Annotated in this window: 14 protein-coding genes; all 14 read right to left on the reverse strand. The window is 71.0% G+C overall.

Annotation, left to right across the window (positions count from 1 at the left end; genetic code table 11):
• Positions 1–84 precede the first annotated feature (84 nt).
• A complete protein-coding gene (gene nuoN, locus AB0O91_RS23980; RefSeq protein ID WP_363436436.1) occupies positions 85–1,722 on the reverse strand; it encodes an NADH-quinone oxidoreductase subunit NuoN in 1,638 nt (545 codons plus the stop codon).
• On the reverse strand, positions 1,719–3,353 hold the full coding sequence (locus AB0O91_RS23985) for an NADH-quinone oxidoreductase subunit M (RefSeq protein WP_363436438.1): 1,635 nt from the start codon (positions 3,351–3,353) through the stop codon (positions 1,719–1,721). Before AB0O91_RS23985 ends, nuoN begins: the two co-directional genes overlap by 4 nt.
• Before the next feature lie 34 nt (positions 3,354–3,387).
• A complete protein-coding gene (gene nuoL, locus AB0O91_RS23990; protein ID WP_363436441.1) occupies positions 3,388–5,283 on the reverse strand; it encodes an NADH-quinone oxidoreductase subunit L in 1,896 nt (631 codons plus the stop codon).
• Between the two features lie 14 nt (positions 5,284–5,297).
• On the reverse strand, positions 5,298–5,597 hold the full coding sequence (gene nuoK / locus AB0O91_RS23995; RefSeq protein ID WP_350516917.1) for an NADH-quinone oxidoreductase subunit NuoK: 300 nt from the start codon (positions 5,595–5,597) through the stop codon (positions 5,298–5,300).
• Complete coding sequence (locus tag AB0O91_RS24000; RefSeq protein ID WP_363436480.1) at positions 5,594–6,487, reverse strand: NADH-quinone oxidoreductase subunit J; 894 nt, start codon at positions 6,485–6,487, stop codon at positions 5,594–5,596. The genes nuoK and AB0O91_RS24000 overlap by 4 nt, the downstream gene beginning before the upstream one ends.
• On the reverse strand, positions 6,487–7,089 hold the full coding sequence (nuoI, locus tag AB0O91_RS24005; protein ID WP_363436444.1) for an NADH-quinone oxidoreductase subunit NuoI: 603 nt from the start codon (positions 7,087–7,089) through the stop codon (positions 6,487–6,489). The genes AB0O91_RS24000 and nuoI overlap by 1 nt, the downstream gene beginning before the upstream one ends.
• A gap of 6 nt (positions 7,090–7,095) precedes the next feature.
• Positions 7,096–8,424, reverse strand: a complete 1,329-nt coding sequence (gene nuoH / locus AB0O91_RS24010) for an NADH-quinone oxidoreductase subunit NuoH (RefSeq protein ID WP_363436447.1) — start codon at positions 8,422–8,424, stop codon at positions 7,096–7,098.
• Positions 8,421–10,925, reverse strand: coding sequence for an NADH-quinone oxidoreductase subunit G (locus AB0O91_RS24015; RefSeq protein ID WP_363436450.1), 2,505 nt, complete (start codon positions 10,923–10,925; stop codon positions 8,421–8,423). Before AB0O91_RS24015 ends, nuoH begins: the two co-directional genes overlap by 4 nt.
• Complete coding sequence (gene nuoF / locus AB0O91_RS24020; protein WP_363436453.1) at positions 10,922–12,283, reverse strand: NADH-quinone oxidoreductase subunit NuoF; 1,362 nt, start codon at positions 12,281–12,283, stop codon at positions 10,922–10,924. The genes AB0O91_RS24015 and nuoF overlap by 4 nt, the downstream gene beginning before the upstream one ends.
• The gene (gene nuoE, locus AB0O91_RS24025) at positions 12,283–13,143 is read right to left on the reverse strand and encodes an NADH-quinone oxidoreductase subunit NuoE (protein WP_363436456.1); all 861 of its coding nucleotides are present in this window, start codon (positions 13,141–13,143) and stop codon (positions 12,283–12,285) included. The genes nuoF and nuoE overlap by 1 nt, the downstream gene beginning before the upstream one ends.
• A complete protein-coding gene (locus tag AB0O91_RS24030) occupies positions 13,140–14,516 on the reverse strand; it encodes an NADH-quinone oxidoreductase subunit D (protein ID WP_363436459.1) in 1,377 nt (458 codons plus the stop codon). The genes nuoE and AB0O91_RS24030 overlap by 4 nt, the downstream gene beginning before the upstream one ends.
• On the reverse strand, positions 14,516–15,229 hold the full coding sequence (locus AB0O91_RS24035) for an NADH-quinone oxidoreductase subunit C (RefSeq protein ID WP_363436462.1): 714 nt from the start codon (positions 15,227–15,229) through the stop codon (positions 14,516–14,518). Before AB0O91_RS24035 ends, AB0O91_RS24030 begins: the two co-directional genes overlap by 1 nt.
• On the reverse strand, positions 15,226–15,780 hold the full coding sequence (locus AB0O91_RS24040; protein ID WP_031079294.1) for an NADH-quinone oxidoreductase subunit B: 555 nt from the start codon (positions 15,778–15,780) through the stop codon (positions 15,226–15,228). Before AB0O91_RS24040 ends, AB0O91_RS24035 begins: the two co-directional genes overlap by 4 nt.
• A gap of 143 nt (positions 15,781–15,923) precedes the next feature.
• Positions 15,924–16,283 carry an NADH-quinone oxidoreductase subunit A gene (locus AB0O91_RS24045; protein ID WP_030060100.1) on the reverse strand — a complete coding sequence of 120 codons (360 nt, stop codon included), beginning with the start codon at positions 16,281–16,283 and terminating at the stop codon, positions 15,924–15,926.
• Positions 16,284–16,830 lie beyond the last annotated feature (547 nt).

A 16,830-nucleotide genomic window follows, 5' to 3' on the forward strand; every position in this document is an offset into this window, starting at 1 on the left:
GAATCCGCGCGCGAATCGGGGCGGATTCGCACGCGGACCGCCGCGTGGATCAATTCCGGTCCGGCGCGCGGGCCGGCGCGCGGATCAGTACGCGAACAACGAGGCCTTGGAGGCGAGGTCCAGGAAGTACTGGGGCAGCAGGCCCAGGCCCAGCGTGACCAGCACCCCCACCCCGATCGCGGTCGCCGTGAAGGCGCTCGGGATCACCACCGTCGGCCCGCCCGGCTGGGGGTCGGAGAAGAACATCAGCACGATCACCCGGATGTAGAAGAACGCGGCCACCGCCGAACTCAGCACACCGACGATCACCAGCGGCGTCGCCCCGCCGGCCGCCGCCGCCTGGAACACCGCGAACTTCCCGGTGAACCCGGAGGTCAGCGGAATCCCCGCGAAGGCCAGCAGGAACAGCGCGAACACCGCCGCCACCAGCGGCGAGCGCCGGCCCAGCCCCGCCCAACTGGACAGGTGGGTCGCCTCGCCCTTGGAGTCCCGCACCAGGGTGACCACGGCGAAGGCGCCGAGCGTCACGAAGGAGTAGGCGGCCAGGTAGAACAGCACCGAGGACAGGCCCTGCTTGTTGACCGCGATCACCCCGGTCAGGATGAAGCCGGCGTGCGCGATCGAGGAGTACGCCAGCAGCCGCTTGACGTCCTGCTGGGTCACCGCCAGCACCGCGCCGACCACCATGGTCAGGATCGCCACACCCCACAGCACCGGCCGCCAGTCCAGCCGCAGGCCCGGGAAGGCCACGTAGAACAGCCGCAGGAACGCCCCGAACGCGGCGACCTTGGTGGCGGCGGCCATGAAGCCGGTCACCGGGGTCGGCGCGCCCTGGTAGACGTCCGGGGTCCAGGAGTGGAACGGCACCGCGCCGACCTTGAACAGCAGGCCCACCGCCAGCATCGCCAGCCCGGTCAGCAGCAGCGCGTCGCTCTGGGTGCTGGAGAGCTGGGCCGGAGTGGTCATCGCCTTGCCGGCGATGACGTCCGCGATGTCACCGAGCTTCACGCTGCCCGCGTAGCCGTACAGCAGCGCCGTGCCGAACAGGAAGAACGCCGAGGCGAAGGCGCCCAGCAGGAAGTACTTGACCGCCGCCTCCTGGGAGAGCAGCCGGCGGCGCCGGGCCAGCGCGCAGAGCAGGTACAGCGGCAGGGAGAAGACCTCCAGCGCCACGAACATGGTCAGCAGGTCGTTGGCGGCCGGGAAGAGCAGCATGCCGCCGACCGCGAACAGGGTCAGCGGGAAGACCTCGGTGGTGGCGAAGCCGGCCCGGACCGCGGCCCGCTCCTGCTCCCCGCCGGGGGTGGCCGCCGCCTGGGGGGCGAAGGCGTCGGCGGGCACCCCGCCGGCCTTGGGCTCCAGCTTGCGCTCGGCGTAGGTGAGCACCGCGACCACGGCGACCAGCAGGATCACGCCCTGGAGGAACAGCGCCGGGCCGTCCAGCGCCACCGACTCCATGGCCAGCAGGTCGATCCGGGGCGCGCCGTGGCCCTGGGCCGCCAGCACCACCACGGCGACGAACGCGCCGACCAGGGCGACCAGCGAGAGCGAGACCTGGGTCCAGTGCCGCAGCCGGCGCGGGACGAAGGCCTCGACCAGGATGCCGGCCACGGCGGCGCCGAAGACCACCAGCATCGGGGAGAGTTGGCCGTACTCGATGTGCGGCGCGGGGATGCCGGAGGCGCTGCCGCCGGCGGCGGCGAGCACTGCGGTGGCACTCACTTCTGCTCACCTCCTGAGGTGGCGGCGACCGGGTGGGCCGGCGCCGGGTCGGTCCGGTGGATCTGCGAGAGCGTCGCGTCCACCGAGGGGTTGACCAGGTCGGTGAGCGGCCTGGGGTAGACGCCGAGCAGCACGGTCAGCGCCACCAGCGGCGCCACCACGGCGAGTTCGCGGACCTTGAGGTCCGGCATCGCGCGCACGCCCTCCTTCACCGGCCCGGTCATGGTGCGCTGGTACAGCAGCAGGGCGTACAGCGCGGCCAGCACGATGCCGAAGGTGGCGACGATCCCGATCGCCGGGTAGCGGGTGAAGGTGCCCACCAGCACCAGGAACTCGCTGACGAACGGCGCCAGCCCGGGCAGCGACAGGGTCGCCAGGCTGCCGATCAGGAACGTCCCGGCGAGCACCGGGGCCACCTTCTGCACGCCGCCGTAGTCGGCGATCAGCCGCGAGCCGCGGCGCGAGATCAGGAAGCCGGCCACCAGCATCCACGCGGCGGTGGAGAGGCCGTGGTTGACCATGTAGAGGGTCGCGCCGCTCTGGCCCTGGCTGGTCATGGCGAAGATGCCCATGATGATGAAGCCGAAGTGCGAGATCGAGGCGTAGGCGACCAGCCGCTTGATGTCCTTCTGGCCGACCGCCAGCAGCGCGCCGTAGACGATCCCGACCAGCGACAGCACCAGGATCGCCGGGGCGAAGGTCTTCGAGGCGTCCGGGAACAGCCCCAGGCAGAAGCGCAGCATCGCGAAGGTGCCGACCTTGTCCACCACCGCGGTGATCAGCACCGCGGTGCCGGCCGTCGCCTCGCCCATCGCGTTCGGCAGCCAGGTGTGCAGCGGCCACAGCGGGGCCTTCACCGCGAAGGCGAAGAAGAAGCCCAGGAACAGCGCGTTCTGGGCGGTGCCGGAGAGCTTCAGGCTGCCGTCGGCGATCGCGCCGGTCAGGGTCGGCAGGTCGAAGGTGCCGAACCCCTGCTCCTGGGCGATCACGTACAGCCCGATCACCGCGGCCAGCATCACCAGGCCGCCGAGCAGGTTGTACAGCAGGAACTTGACGGCCGCGTAGGAGCGCTGGCGCGCCGACTCCGGGCCGCCCGCCCGGTCGCCGAAGCCGCCGATCAGGAAGTACATCGGGATCAGCATGGCTTCGAAGAACACGTAGAACAGGAAGACGTCGGTGGCGTAGAAGGAGACGATCACCATCGCCTCGACCGCCAGGATCAGGGCGAAGAAGGCCTGGGTGCGGCGCCGCCCCTCGAAGGTGTCGGGGTCGGCGGCGCCGTCGGCGGCGGTCGGGGCCGGGTCGGCGTCGTGCCAGGAGGCCAGCATCACCATCGGCACCAGGACGGCCGTCAGCAGCGCGAGCACCGCGCCGATGCCGTCCACGCCCAGCGAGAAGGTGATCCCGAAGGAGCGGATCCAGCTGTACGACTCGGTCAGCTGGTAGCGGGCGCCGTGCGGGTCGAACCGCACCGCCACCAGGGCCGCCAGCGCCACGGTCACCGCCGAGACGGTCAGCGCCACGGTCTTGGTGGTGCGGCGCCGGGCCTCGCTCGACCCGGCGGGCAGCGCGGCGGTGAGCACCGCGCCGGCCGCCGGGACGACACAGGTGGTGGTCAGCAGCACGCTCATGACCGGCCCCCCCGATGCGTTTCAGGACGAGTCATCACACGGACCTCATCAGGAGAGTCGAGGCGACCAGCACCAGCGTGCCGCCGAACATGGAGAGCGCGTACGAGCGGACGAAGCCGTTCTGGACCCGCCGCAGCCGGCTCGACAGGCCCCCGATCAGGGCCGCCAGCCCGTTGACGAAGCCGTCCAGGCCGCGGCTGTCGAAGTAGACCAGGGTCGCGGTGAGCGCCGACCCCGGCCGCACCAGCACGGCGTGGTTGAAGTCGTCCTGCAGCAGGTCGCGGCGGGCCGCCCGGGTGAGCGGGGAGCCGACCGGCGGCACCACCGGGACGGGCGAACGCCCGTACATCGCGTACGACAGGCCGACCCCGGCCAGCATGCAGACCGTGGTCAGCCCGGTGACGGTCCACGAGCCGAGCGGGGAGTTGCCCTCGCTGTGCCCGGTGACCGGCTCCAGCCACTTCAGGAAGGAGTCGTTGAAGGCGAACAGCCCGCCCGCGAACACCGAGCCGAAGGACAGCAGCACCATCGGGACGACCATCGTCCGCGGCGACTCGTGCGGGTGCGGGAGGTCGCCCTTGGCGTCCGGCTGCCAGCGCTTCTCGCCGAAGAAGGTCAGCAGCATCACCCGGGTCATGTAGAACGCGGTGACCGCCGCGCCGACCAGCGCGCACAGGCCGAGGATCCAGCCCTCGGTGCCGCCCTTGGCGAACGCCGCCTCGATGATCTTGTCCTTGGAGAAGAAGCCGGACAGCCCGGGGAAGCCGATGATGGCCAGGTAGCCGAGGCCGAAGGTGGCGAAGGTCCACGGCATGTACCGGCGCAGTCCGCCGTAGTGCCGCATGTTCACCTCGTCGTCCATGCCGTGCATGACCGACCCGGCGCCGAGGAACAGCCCGGCCTTGAAGAAGCCGTGGGTCACCAGGTGCATGATCGCGAAGGCGTAGCCGATCGGCCCCAGCCCGGCCGCCATCACCATGTAGCCGATCTGCGACATGGTCGAACCGGCCAGCGCCTTCTTGATGTCGTCCTTGGCGCACCCGACGACCGCACCGAACAGCAGCGTCACCGCGCCGACCACCACCACGGCGGTCTGCGCGTCCGGCGCCAGGTCGAAGATCGCCGAGGAGCGGGTGATCAGGTAGACGCCGGCGGTCACCATGGTCGCCGCGTGGATCAGGGCCGAGACCGGGGTCGGGCCCTCCATCGCGTCCCCGAGCCAGGACTGCAGCGGCACCTGCGCCGACTTGCCGCACGCCGCCAGCAGCAGCATCAGGCCGATCGCGGTCAGCTTGCCCTCGCTCGCCCCGTGCGCCCCGGCGAAGACCGGACCGAAGGCGAAGGAGCCGAACTCCGCGAACATCAGCATGATCGCGATCGACAGCCCCATGTCGCCGACCCGGTTGACGATGAAGGCCTTCTTGGCCGCCGTCGCCGCGCTCGGCTTGTGCTGCCAGAAGCCGATCAGCAGGTAGGAGGCGAGCCCCACCCCCTCCCAACCGGCGTACAGCAGGAGGTAGTTGTCCGCGACCACCAGCAGCAGCATGGCGGCCAGGAACAGGTTCAGGTACGCGAAGAACCGGCGCCGGCGCTCGTCGTGCGCCATGTAGCCCACCGAGTACAGGTGGATCAGCGTGCCCACCCCGGTGATCAGCAGCACGAAGGTCATCGACAACTGGTCGAGCCGGAACGAGACATCGGCCTGGAAGCCGTTCACCGGCACCCAGCTGAACAGGTGCTTCGTCACCGTCCGGTGCTCGGCGTCCCGGCCCAGCAGGTCCGAGAACAGTGCCAGGCCGAAGCCGAACGAGAGCGCGGCGAGCGCGGTGGCCAGCCAGTGGCCGAACCGGTCCAGGGCCCGGCCGCCCAGCAGCAGCAGGACGGCACCGGCCAGCGGGGCCGCCACCAGAAGCGGAATGAGAGAGTTCACCGAGGGCCCTCCGCCTACAGCTTCATCAGGTTGCTGTCGTCGACCGAAGCGGAGTGCCTGGTCCGGAAGATGGAGACGATGATGGCGAGGCCGACCACGACCTCGGCCGCCGCGACCACCATCGTGAAGAACGCGATGACCTGACCGTCCAGGGTCCCGTGCAGCCGCGAGAAGGTCACCAGCGCCAGGTTCGAGGCGTTCAGCATCAGCTCCACGCACATGAACAGCACGATCGCGTTGCGCCGGATCAGCACCCCGGACGCACCGATGGTGAACAACAGGGCTGACAGGTAGAGGTAGTTGACCGGGTTCACTCCGCGCCCTCCTCGCCGGTCGGGTGGTTGCCGCCGGTGGCGGCCGGCTCCAGGGACTTGCGCGGAGCCGCCACCGCCGGCCGCTCCGACGACGGCCGGCCCAGCCAGTCCGCCGTGCTGTTCTCCAGCTCCGCCATCCGCTGCAGCATGGACTGACTGACGTCCCGCACCTGGCCGCGCTCGCGCAGCGTCGCCATCACCGAGTCCTCCGCGACCGTGCCGTCCGGCAGCAGCGCCGGGACGTCCACCGCGTTGTGCCGCGCGTACACGCCCGGCGCCGGCAGCGGCGGCACCTGGATGTTGTCCCGCACCCGCTGCTCCGCCAGCTCCCGCTGGGTCTTCGGCGCCGTCACGTGCTCCCGGTGGGTCAGCACCATCGCACCGACCGCCGCGGTGATCAGCAGCGCGCCGGTGACCTCGAAGGCCCACACGTAGCGGGTGAAGATCAGCCGGGCCAGGCCCGGCACGTTGCCCTCGGCGTTCGCCTCGGCCAGCCCGGTGAAGTGGCCCAGCTTCGCGTTCGCGATCCCCGCGATCAGCAGCACCCCGAAGCCCAGCCCGCACAGCACCGCCGCGAACCGCTGGCCCTTCAACTGCTCCTTCAGGGAGTCCTCGCTGGTCACGCCGACCAGCATCACCACGAACAGGAACAGCATCATGATCGCGCCGGTGTAGACCACGATCTGCACCACACCCAGGAACACCGCCCCCTGCGCCAGGTAGCAGAGCGCCAGCGCCATCATCGTGCCGGCCAGGCACAGCGCGCTGTGCACCGCCCGGCGCATCAGCAGCATGCCCAGCGCGCCGCCCACCGCGATCACCGCGAGCACCCAGAACTGGACCGCCTCACCCGTGGAGGTCGTCCCGCCCGCCGCCGCCAACTGTCCGATCACGGCCGCACCTCCTTCTCCCGGTCGGTGCGCTCCTGCTGGACCGTCCCCGGCGCCGCCGCGGTCACCTCGCCCCGGTAGTACGCGCCCTCGTCGGTGCCCGGGAAGATCGCGTGCGGGCTGTCGACCATGCCCTCGGACAGGCCGACCAGCAGCTGCTCCTTGGTGAAGATCAGGTCCTTGCGGGAGGAGTCCGCCAGCTCGTACTCGTTGGTCATGGTCAGCGCCCTGGTCGGGCACGCCTCGATGCACAGCCCGCACAGGATGCAGCGGGCGTAGTTGATCTGGTACACCGCGCCGTAGCGCTCACCCGGCGAGTACCGCTCCTCGTCCCGGTTGTCCGCGCCCTCCACGTAGATCGCGTCGGCCGGACAGGCCCACGCGCACAACTCGCAGCCGACGCACTTCTCCAGGCCGTCCGGATGCCGGTTCAGCTGGTGCCGGCCGTGGAAGCGCGGCGCGGTCGGCTTCTTCTGCTCCGGGTACTGCTCGGTCAGCCGCTTCTTGAACATGGCCTTGAAGGTCACGCCGAAACCGGCGGCCGGGCCCAGGACCGACGGCCGGTCGGCCCGCTCGGGCCGGCCCGTCTGCTCGGACTCCATCGCGGATCAGCTCCCTTCGGAATGGTCGGCCCCGTTGAGGGCGTCCTGGAGTTGCTTCGGGGCGCGGCTCGGCCGACGCGGCACCGGCGGCAGCACCTGGCCGGGCAGCGGCGGCACCGGGTACCCGCCCGCCATCGGATCGAACTCGGCCCTCGGCGGCCGCGGCTCCTCCTCCGGCTGCTTGCGCAGGAAGTCCCGCACCAGCGCCAGCAGCAGGATCGCGCCGACCGGCGCGCCCACGTACAGCACCACCTCGCCGAAGCCGTACCCCTCGTTGCGCAGCGCCCGCACACTCGCGATCAGCACCAGCCACACCAGCGAGACCGGGATCAGCACCTTCCAGCCCAGCTTCATGAACTGGTCGTAGCGCAGCCGGGGCAGCGTCCCGCGCAGCCAGATGAAGAAGAACAGCAGCAGCTGGATCTTCAGCGTGATCCACAGCATCGGCCACCAGCCGTGGTTGGCGCCCGCCCAGAACGTCGACACCGGCCACGGGGCCCGCCAACCGCCCAGGAACAGGGTCGAGGCCACCGCCGAGACCGTCACCATGTTCACGTACTCGGCCAGCATGAACATCGCGAACTTCAGCGAGGAGTACTCGGTGTTGAAGCCGCCCACCAGCTCGCCCTCGGCCTCCGGCAGGTCGAACGGCGCCCGGTTGGTCTCCCCGACCATCGCGATGATGTAGACGATGAACGACACCGGCAGCAGCACCGCGAACCACTTCGGCTGCTGGTGCGCCACGATCTCCGAGGTCGACATCGAACCCGAGTAGATGAACACCGCCGCGAAGGACAGGCCCATCGCGATCTCGTAGCTGATCATCTGCGCGGCCGAGCGCAACCCGCCCAGCAGCGGATAGGTCGACCCCGAGGACCAGCCCGCCAGCACGATCCCGTAGATCCCGATCGAGGCCGTCGCCAGGACGTACAGCAGCGCGATCGGCAGGTCGGTCAGCTGGAGCGGCGTCCGGGTGCCGAACACCGACACCTCGTTGCCGGGCGGACCGAACGGGATCACCGCGAAGGCCATGAACGCCGGGATGGCGCAGACGATCGGCGCGAGGATGTAGACCACCTTGTCGGCGCCCTTGACCACCAGGTCTTCCTTCAGCGCCAGCTTCACACCGTCCGCCAGCGACTGCAGCAGACCCCACGGGCCGTGCCGGTTCGGCCCGATGCGCAACTGCATCCAGGCCACCACCTTGCGCTCCCAGACGATCGCGATCAGCACCGTCAGCACCAGGAACGCGAAGCAGAACACCGCCTTCAACAGCACCAGCCACCACGGGTCCTGGCCGAAGAAGTGGAGCGTCTCGTACGGCTGCGGGGTCATCGGACCTCCCCTTCGCCCTCGGGCCGCGCCACGGCGTCCGCCGGATCGGCCGCGGCGATGGTGACCAGATGGCCCACGGTGGTGCCGAGCGCGCGATGGGCGCCGCCCGGCGTGGAGTTGAGCGGGATCCAGACCGTGCGGTCCGGGACCGAATCGGTGACCTCCAGCGGCAGCACCAGCGAACCCGCCGGACCGGTCAGCCGCAGCGCCCCCGCCGGATCGGCGCCGACCTCCTTCGCCGTCACCGACGAGACCCGGGCCACCGCGCGGTGCCGGGTGCCGGCCAGGTGCGGATCGCCGTACTGCAACGAGCCCTCGTCCAGCAGCAGCCGCCAACCCGCCAGCACCGCCTGACCGGTGGCCGGCCGCGGCAGCACCCCCGGATGCGCCGCCGGATCCGCCGCCCGGTCACCCCGCCACGGCTCGAAGCGGTCCAGCTCCAGCCGGGCCGCCCGCACGTCCGCCACCCCCAGCCGGCGCCCCAGCGCGTCCGCCAGCATCGCCAGCACCCGCAGGTCCGACTGGAGGTGACGGCCCATCTGCTGGTCCGGCTTCAGCGCGGCCTCGAACATCCGCACCCGGCCCTCCCAGTCCAGGAAGGTGCCCGCCTTCTCCGCCACCGCCGCCACCGGCAGCACCACGTCCGCGCGCTCCGTCACCACCGACGGCCGCAACTCCAGCGACACCACGAACGGCACCGCCGCCAACGCCTCCGCGGCCAGCGCCGGATCCGGCAGGTCGTCCGGATCCACCCCGCCGACCAGCAGCGCGTCCAGATCGCCCCGCGCCGCCGCCGTCAGGATCTGACCGGTGTCCCGGCCCGGCCGCGAGGGCAGCTCCGCCACCCCCCACACCGCGGCCGCCTCCGCCCGCGCCGCCGCGGCCGCCACCGGACGGCCGCCCGGCAGCAGACCCGGCAACGCACCCGCCTCGACCGCCCCGCGCTCCCCCGCCCGGCGCGGCACCCAGGCCAGCGACGCCCCGGTGGCACGCGCCAACCGCAGCACCGCCGTCAACGCCCCCGGCACCGACGCCAGCCGCTCACCCGCCAGGATCACCGCACCCGGCCGGCGCAGCAGCTCCGCCGCCCGCCCGGCGTCGTCGCTCAACGGCTCGTCCGCCGCCAGCGCCGCGAACCACTCCGGCTCCGTCCCCGGCGCGGCCGGCAGCAGCGCACCGCGCAGCTTCGCCAGCCCCCGGGAGGCGAACGCCGCCACCGAGAACACCGTCGGACCGCCGGGCGCCCGGGACGCCTTGCGCAGCCGCAGGAAGACGATCGGCGACTCCTCCTCCGGCTCGAAACCCGCCAGCAGCACCGCCGGCGCCTGCTCCAACCGCTCGTAGGTGGGGCCCGTCCCGTCCAGGTCCACCCCGCGCCCGGCCACCGCGGCGGCCAGGAAGTCCGCCTCCTCACCGCTGTGCGGGCGGGCCCGGAAGTCCACGTCGTTGGTGCCCAGCACCACCCGGGCGAACTTCGCGTACCCGTACGCGTCCTCCACCGTCACCCGGCCGCCCGCCAGCACCCCCGCACGCGCCCCGCGCAGCCCCTCGGCCGCCCGGGCCAGCGCCTCCGGCCAGGAGACCGGCACCAGCTCGCCGTCCACCCGCACCAGCGGGGAGGTCAGCCGGTCCCGCTGCTGGGCGTACCGGAACGCGAACCGGCCCTTGTCGCAGTTCCACTCCTCGTTCACCGCCGGGTCCTCGCCCGCCAGCCGGCGCAGCACCTTGCCCCGCCGGTGGTCCGTGCGCTGCGCGCAGCCCGCCGCGCAGTGCTCGCACACGCTCGGCGAGGACACCAGGTCGAAGGGGCGCGAGCGGAAACGATAAGCCGCCGAGGTCAGCGCACCCACCGGACAGATCTGGATGGTGTTCCCGGAGAAGTACGACTCGAAGTCGTCCCCCTCCCCGGTGCCCACCTGCTGCAGCGCCCCGCGCTCCACCAGGTCGATGAACGGGTCCCCGGCGATCTGCTGGGAGAACCGGGTGCAGCGCGCGCACAGCACGCACCGCTCCCGGTCCAGCAGCACCTGGCTGCTGATCGGCAGCGGCTTGGCGTAGGTGCGCTTCATGCCCTCGAAGCGGGAGTCCGCCGCCCCGTTGGACATCGCCTGGTTCTGCAACGGGCACTCGCCGCCCTTGTCGCAGACCGGGCAGTCCAGCGGGTGGTTGATCAGCAGCAGCTCCATCACGCCGCGCTGCGCCTTCTCCGCCACCGGCGAGCTCAGCTGGGTGCGCACCACCATGCCCTCGGCCACCGGCACGGTGCAGGAGGCGACCGGCTTGCGCTGGCCCTCGACCTCCACGATGCACTGCCGGCAGGCGCCGGCCGGGTCCAGCAGCGGATGGTCGCAGAAGCGCGGGATCTGGGTGCCGATGGTCTCGGCGGCCCGGATCACCAACGTCCCCTTGGGGACCTGCACTTCGACGCCGTCGATGGTGAGCGTGACCAGTTCGACCGCGGGCTGGTCTGCCGTGGAGGCGGTTGGCTCTGTGATCGTCACGCGTGCACCTCCCTTTCGGTGGCGGACTGGTGGCCGGGGCGGGGGCCGTCGGCCCAGACGGTGGAGGCGGCCGGGTCGAACGGGCAGCGGCGCTCGGCCAGGTGCTGCTCGTACTCGGCCCGGAAGTGCTGGAGCGAGGAGACGATCGGGCTGGCCGCGCCGTCGCCCAGTGCGCAGAAGGACTTGCCGTTGATGTTGTCGGCGATGTCGAGGAGCTTCTCCAGGTCCCCGTCGACGCCCTCGCCCGCCTCGATCCGCTTCAGCAGCTGGACCAGCCAGTAGGTGCCCTCACGGCAGGGGGTGCACTTGCCGCAGGACTCGTGGGCGTAGAACTCCGTCCAGCGGGTCACCGCGCGCACCACGCAGGTGGTCTCGTCGAAGACCTGCAGCGCCTTGGTGCCGAGCATCGAGCCGGCCGCGCCGACGCCCTCGTAGTCCAGCGGGACGTCGAGGTGCTCGTCCGTGAACATCGGGGTGGAGGAGCCGCCCGGGGTCCAGAACTTCAGCCGGTGCCCGGCCCGGACGCCGCCGCTGAGGTCCAGCAGCTGGCGCAGGGTGACGCCGAGCGGCGCCTCGTACTGGCCCGGGTTGGTGACGTGGCCGGACAGCGAGTACAGCGTGAAGCCCGGGGACTTCTCGGTGCCCAGGCTCCTGAACCACTCCTTGCCGCGGGCCAGGATCGGCGGCACCGAGGCGATCGACTCGACGTTGTTCACCACCGTCGGGCAGGCGTACAGGCCGGCGATCGCCGGGAACGGCGGCCGCAGCCTCGGCTGGCCGCGGCGGCCCTCCAGCGAGTCGAGCAGCGCCGTCTCCTCGCCGCAGATGTAGGCGCCGGCGCCGGCGTGCACGGTGATGTCCAGGTCCACGCCGGAGCCCAGGATGTTCCGGCCCAGCAGTCCGGCCTCGTAGGCCTCGGCGACCGCCGCGTGCAGCCGGCGCAGCACCGGGACGACCTCGCCGCGCAGGTAGACGAAGGCGTGGTCGCAGCGGATCGCGTAGGAGGCGATCACCATGCCCTCGATCAGCACGTGCGGGTTGGCGAACAGCAGCGGGATGTCCTTGCAGGTGCCCGGTTCGGACTCGTCCGCGTTGACCACCAGGTAGTGCGGCTTGCCGTCGTTCTGCGGGATGAACTGCCACTTCATCCCGGTGGGGAAGCCGGCGCCGCCGCGGCCGCGCAGACCGGAGTCCTTGACCAGGGCGATCACGTCGTCCGGGGGCATGGCGAGGGCCGCCTTGAGGCCCTCGTAGCCGTGGTGGCGGCGGTAGGTGGCGAGTGTCCAGGGGCGGCTGTCGTCCCAGGAGTCGGACAGGACGGGGGTGAGCAGCTTCTCGGCCGGCTCGGCGGAGGTCATCACGCTTCGGTCCCTTCCTGGCCGGTGCCGGTGGGGTGGGTGCCGGTGCCTTCGGGTGGGGTATCGGGGCCGGTGGTGCCGGTGGTGCCGGTGGTGCCAGTGGTGTCGGTGCCGGTGGTGTCGGTGCCGGTGTCCTCGTGGCGGGGGGCGACCACCCGGGTGCCGCCGGTGCCGGGCAGGGCCTCGCCGCGGGCCAGCCGGAGGCCGGCCAGCGAGGGGGCGCCGCCGGCACCGGACTCGTCGTTGGCGCCCGGGCGCTCGTCGGGGAAGCCGGCCAGCATCCGGGCGGTCTCCTTGAAGCCGCACAGCCGGGCGCCGCGGGTGGGCCGCACCTCGCGGCCGGCCCGCAGGTCGTCGACCAGCCGCCGGGCGCTGCCGGGGGTCTGGTCGTCGAAGAACTCCCAGTTGACCATCACCACGGGGGCGTAGTCGCAGGCGGCGTTGCACTCGATGTGCTCGATCGAGATCTCGCCGTCCGCGGTGGTCTCGTTGTTGCCGATGCCCAGGTGCTGCTGCAGCTCGGCGAAGATCTGGTCCCCGCCGAGCACCGCGCACAGGGTGTTGGTGCAGACCCCGACGTGGTACTTCCCGGCCGGACGTCGGCGGTACATCGTGTAGAAGGTCGCCACCGCGGTGACCTCGGCGGTGGTCAGGCCCACCTGCTCGGCGCAGAAGCGGATCCCGGTCGGGCTGACGAAGCCCTCCTCGGCCTGCACCAGGTGCAGCAGCGGCAGCAGGGCCGAACGGGCCTGCGGGTAGCGGCCGATCAGCTCGGCGGCGTCCGCGGCCAGCCGGGCCCGCACCTCCTCCGGGTACGGCGGGGCCGGCAGCGCCGGCAGTCCCAGTTCGACTTCGGTCACCGGTCCACGCCTCCCATCACCGGGTCGATCCCGGCCACCGCGACGATCACGTCGGCCACCTGGCCGCCCTCGCACATCGCCGCCATCGACTGCAGATTGGTGAAGGACGGGTCCCGGAAGTGCACCCGGTACGGGCGCGTCCCGCCGTCGCTCACCACGTGCACGCCCAGCTCGCCCTTGGGCGACTCGACCGCCACGTACGCCTGGCCGACCGGGACCCGGAAGCCCTCGGTGACCAGCTTGAAGTGGTGGATCAGGGCCTCCATCGAGGTGCCCATGATCTTCCGGATGTGGTCGAGCGAATTGCCCATCCCGTCCGGCCCGACGGCCAGTTGGGCCGGCCAGGCGATCTTCCGGTCGGCCACCATCACCGGCCCCGGGCGCAGCCGGTCCAGGCACTGCTCGACGATCCCCAGCGACTGCCGCATCTCCTCCAGCCGGATCAGGAAGCGGCCGTAGGAGTCGGCGGTGTCGGCGGTGGCGACCTCGAAGTCGTAGTCCTGGTAACCGCAGTAGGGGTCGGACTTGCGCAGGTCGTGCGGCAGGCCGGCGGCCCGCAGGATCGGTCCGGTGGCGCCCAGGGCCAGGCAGCCGGCCAGGTCCAGGAAGCCGACGTCGACCAGGCGGGCCTTGAACACCGGGTTGCCGGTGGCGAGTTTGTCGTACTCGTGCATCCGGGAGCGGAAGGTGCGGACCGCCTCGCGGATCTGGTCGACCGCGCCGGGCGGCAGGTCCTGGGCCAGGCCGCCGGGGCGTACGTACGCGTGGTTCATCCGCAGGCCGGTGACCAGCTCGAAGACGTCCAGGATCAGTTCGCGGTCCCGGAAGCCGTAGATCATCAGGGTGGTGGAGCCGATCTCCATGCCGCCGGTGGCCAGGCAGACCAGGTGCGAGGCGATCCGGTTCAGCTCCATCATCATCACCCGGATGACGCTGGCCCGGTCCGGGACGTCGTCGGTGATGCCGAGCAGCTTCTCGACCGCCAGGCAGTAGGCGGTCTCGTTGAACAACGGGGTCAGGTAGTCCATCCGGGTCACGAAGGTGGTGCCCTGGACCCAGTTGCGGAACTCCATGTTCTTCTCGATGCCGGTGTGGAGGTAGCCGATGCCGCAGCGGGCCTCCTTCACCGTCTCGCCGTCGATCTCCAGGATCAGCCGCAGCACGCCGTGGGTGGACGGGTGCTGGGGGCCCATGTTGACGATGATGCGTTCGTCGTCGGCCCGGCCGACCGCCTCGACCACTTCGCCCCAGTCACCGCCGGTGACGGTGAAGACCCGGCCCTCGGTGGTGTCCCGGGACTGCGCCTCCTCGGCCGCGCCGGGGGCCGCCGTGCGGGCCTCCTGATCGGCGCCTTCGTAGTGCTGAGTGCTCATCAGCTGTACGACCTCCGCTGGTCGGGTGCCGGGATCTGGGCGCCCTTGTACTCGACGGGGATGCCGCCGAGCGGGTAGTCCTTGCGCTGCGGGTGGCCCAGCCAGTCGTCCGGCATCATGATCCGGGTGAGCGCCGGGTGGCCGTCGAAGACCAGGCCGAAGAAGTCGTAGGCCTCGCGCTCGTGCCAGTCGTTGGTCGGGTAGACGCTCACCACCGACGGGATGTGCGGGTCGGCGTCCGGCGCGGTGACCTCCAGCCGGATCAGCCGGCCGTGGGTGATCGAGCGCAGGTGGTAGACCGCGTGCAGCTCGCGGCCCTTGTCTCCGGGGTAGTGCACGCCGCTGACGCCCAGGCACAGTTCGAAGCGCAGCGCCGGGTCGTCGCGCAGGATGCGCACCGCCTTCAGGAGGTGGGCGCGGTCGACCTGGAAGGTCAGCTCGCCGCGGTCGACCACCGTCCGCTCGACCACCTCGGCCGGGTCCAGGCCCTGTTCCTCCAGGGCGCCCTCGAACTCGTCGGCGACCTCGTCGAACCAGCCGCCGTACGGGCGTTCGCTCGGGCCGGGCAGCACGATCGGGGCGGCCAGACCGCCGAAGCCGGAGGTGTCACCGGTGTCCTGGGCGCCGAACATGCCCTGGCGGCGGCCGACCACCTCGACCGGGATCTCGCGGACCGGCTGCTCGCGGCGGGTCTCGGGTACCTGCTCGTTCATCGCAGCTGCCCCCGCATCTCGCTGATCGGGGTGGCCTTGAGGGCCAGGGCCTCGCCCAGTTCCTCGGCGCGGCGCCGGTTCACGCCCAACGGCTCGTGCTGGATCTTGTCGTGCAGCTTCAGGATGGCGTCCATCAGCATCTCCGGGCGGGGCGGGCAACCGGGCAGGTAGATGTCCACCGGGACGATGTGGTCGACGCCCTGGACGATCGCGTAGTTGTTGAACATCCCGCCGGAGGAGGCGCAGACGCCCATCGAGATGACCCACTTCGGGTTGGCCATCTGGTCGTACACCTGGCGCAGCACCGGGGCCATCTTCTGACTCACCCGGCCCGCCACGATCATCAGATCGGCCTGCCGGGGGGAGCCCCGGAAGACCTCCATGCCGAACCGGGCCAGGTCGTAGCGACCGGCGCCGGTGGTCATCATCTCGATCGCGCAGCAGGCCAGACCGAAGGTGGCCGGGAAGAGTGACGCCTTGCGCACCCAGCCGGCGGCCGTCTCCACGGTCGTGAGCAGAAAGCCGCTCGGCAGCTTCTCCTCGATTCCCATCAGATCCCTCTCAATGCCCTCAAGTCCTCTGGTACGTCCGGCGATGCGCCCGGGAAGCGTCCGGGGGAACGTCCGGCCCGTTCGAGCTTGTCCACTCGTTCACAAGGCGCGGCGTCCCGCTGGCGGCGCCGCCCCCGACCGACTCAGTCCCACTCCAGGCCGCCGCGGCGCCAGACGTAGGCGTACGCGACGAAGACGGTGGCGATGAACAGGAGCATCTCGACCAACCCGAAGATCCCCAGGGCGTCGAAGGTCACCGCCCAGGGGTAGAGGAAGACGATCTCGATGTCGAAGACGATGAAGAGCATCGCCGTCAGGTAGTACTTGATCGGGAACCGACCGCCGCCCACGGGCTGCGGGGTCGGCTCGATGCCGCACTCGTACGCCTCCAACTTGGCCCGGTTGTAGCGCTTGGGGCCGGTGAGTGAGGCCATCACGACGGAACCGACCGCGAACGCCGCCGCGATGGCACCGAGTACGAGGATCGGCGCGTAGGCATTCATAGCCCCCGCTCCCTCCGTCCAGTCGTCCTTGACTGCAGATCGGAACCGGCGGGTCACGCTGAGGTGAACCCGCGTTCCAGTTCCCGAGATCCACCTCATGTGAGGCAGTTCACAAAGCCTGGAACGTGCGCATCCTATGCCCGGCAGCTTGTGATCTGCGACACGCAGTTCGTCGCCATCTTTGTGATCTACACCACGATGTGAATGGTGGCGAATGCGAACATGCCCAGAGTTGTCAACGCAAAGGAGTCAAATGGTCACAAGTAGTCGCAATTATCTTTGAAGCGGCTGGTCAGGGGGGCGCTTCTATATCAACTTGGGGATGAGGGTGGCAAATTTCTGGGCGTCATGTTGACGTGTTATAGCGGCTCACTCGGAGGGGTGGTGGGGGGAGGAACGCTTGCTTGACCCTTCGTTCACAAGGGTTCGAAGTTGCCCGTGGGGGTCCCCCTCCCCCCTCCCCCCTCCCGCCCGCCGCCCGCCGCCCGCCGCCCGCGCCAGGGTTGCCCACCTGCTGCCGGTGTCTTCCGCGCTGGGACCGGCGCCG

The sequence above is a fragment of the Kitasatospora sp. NPDC089797 genome (assembly GCF_040684795.1).
Classification (GTDB): Bacteria; Actinomycetota; Actinomycetes; order Streptomycetales; family Streptomycetaceae; genus Kitasatospora.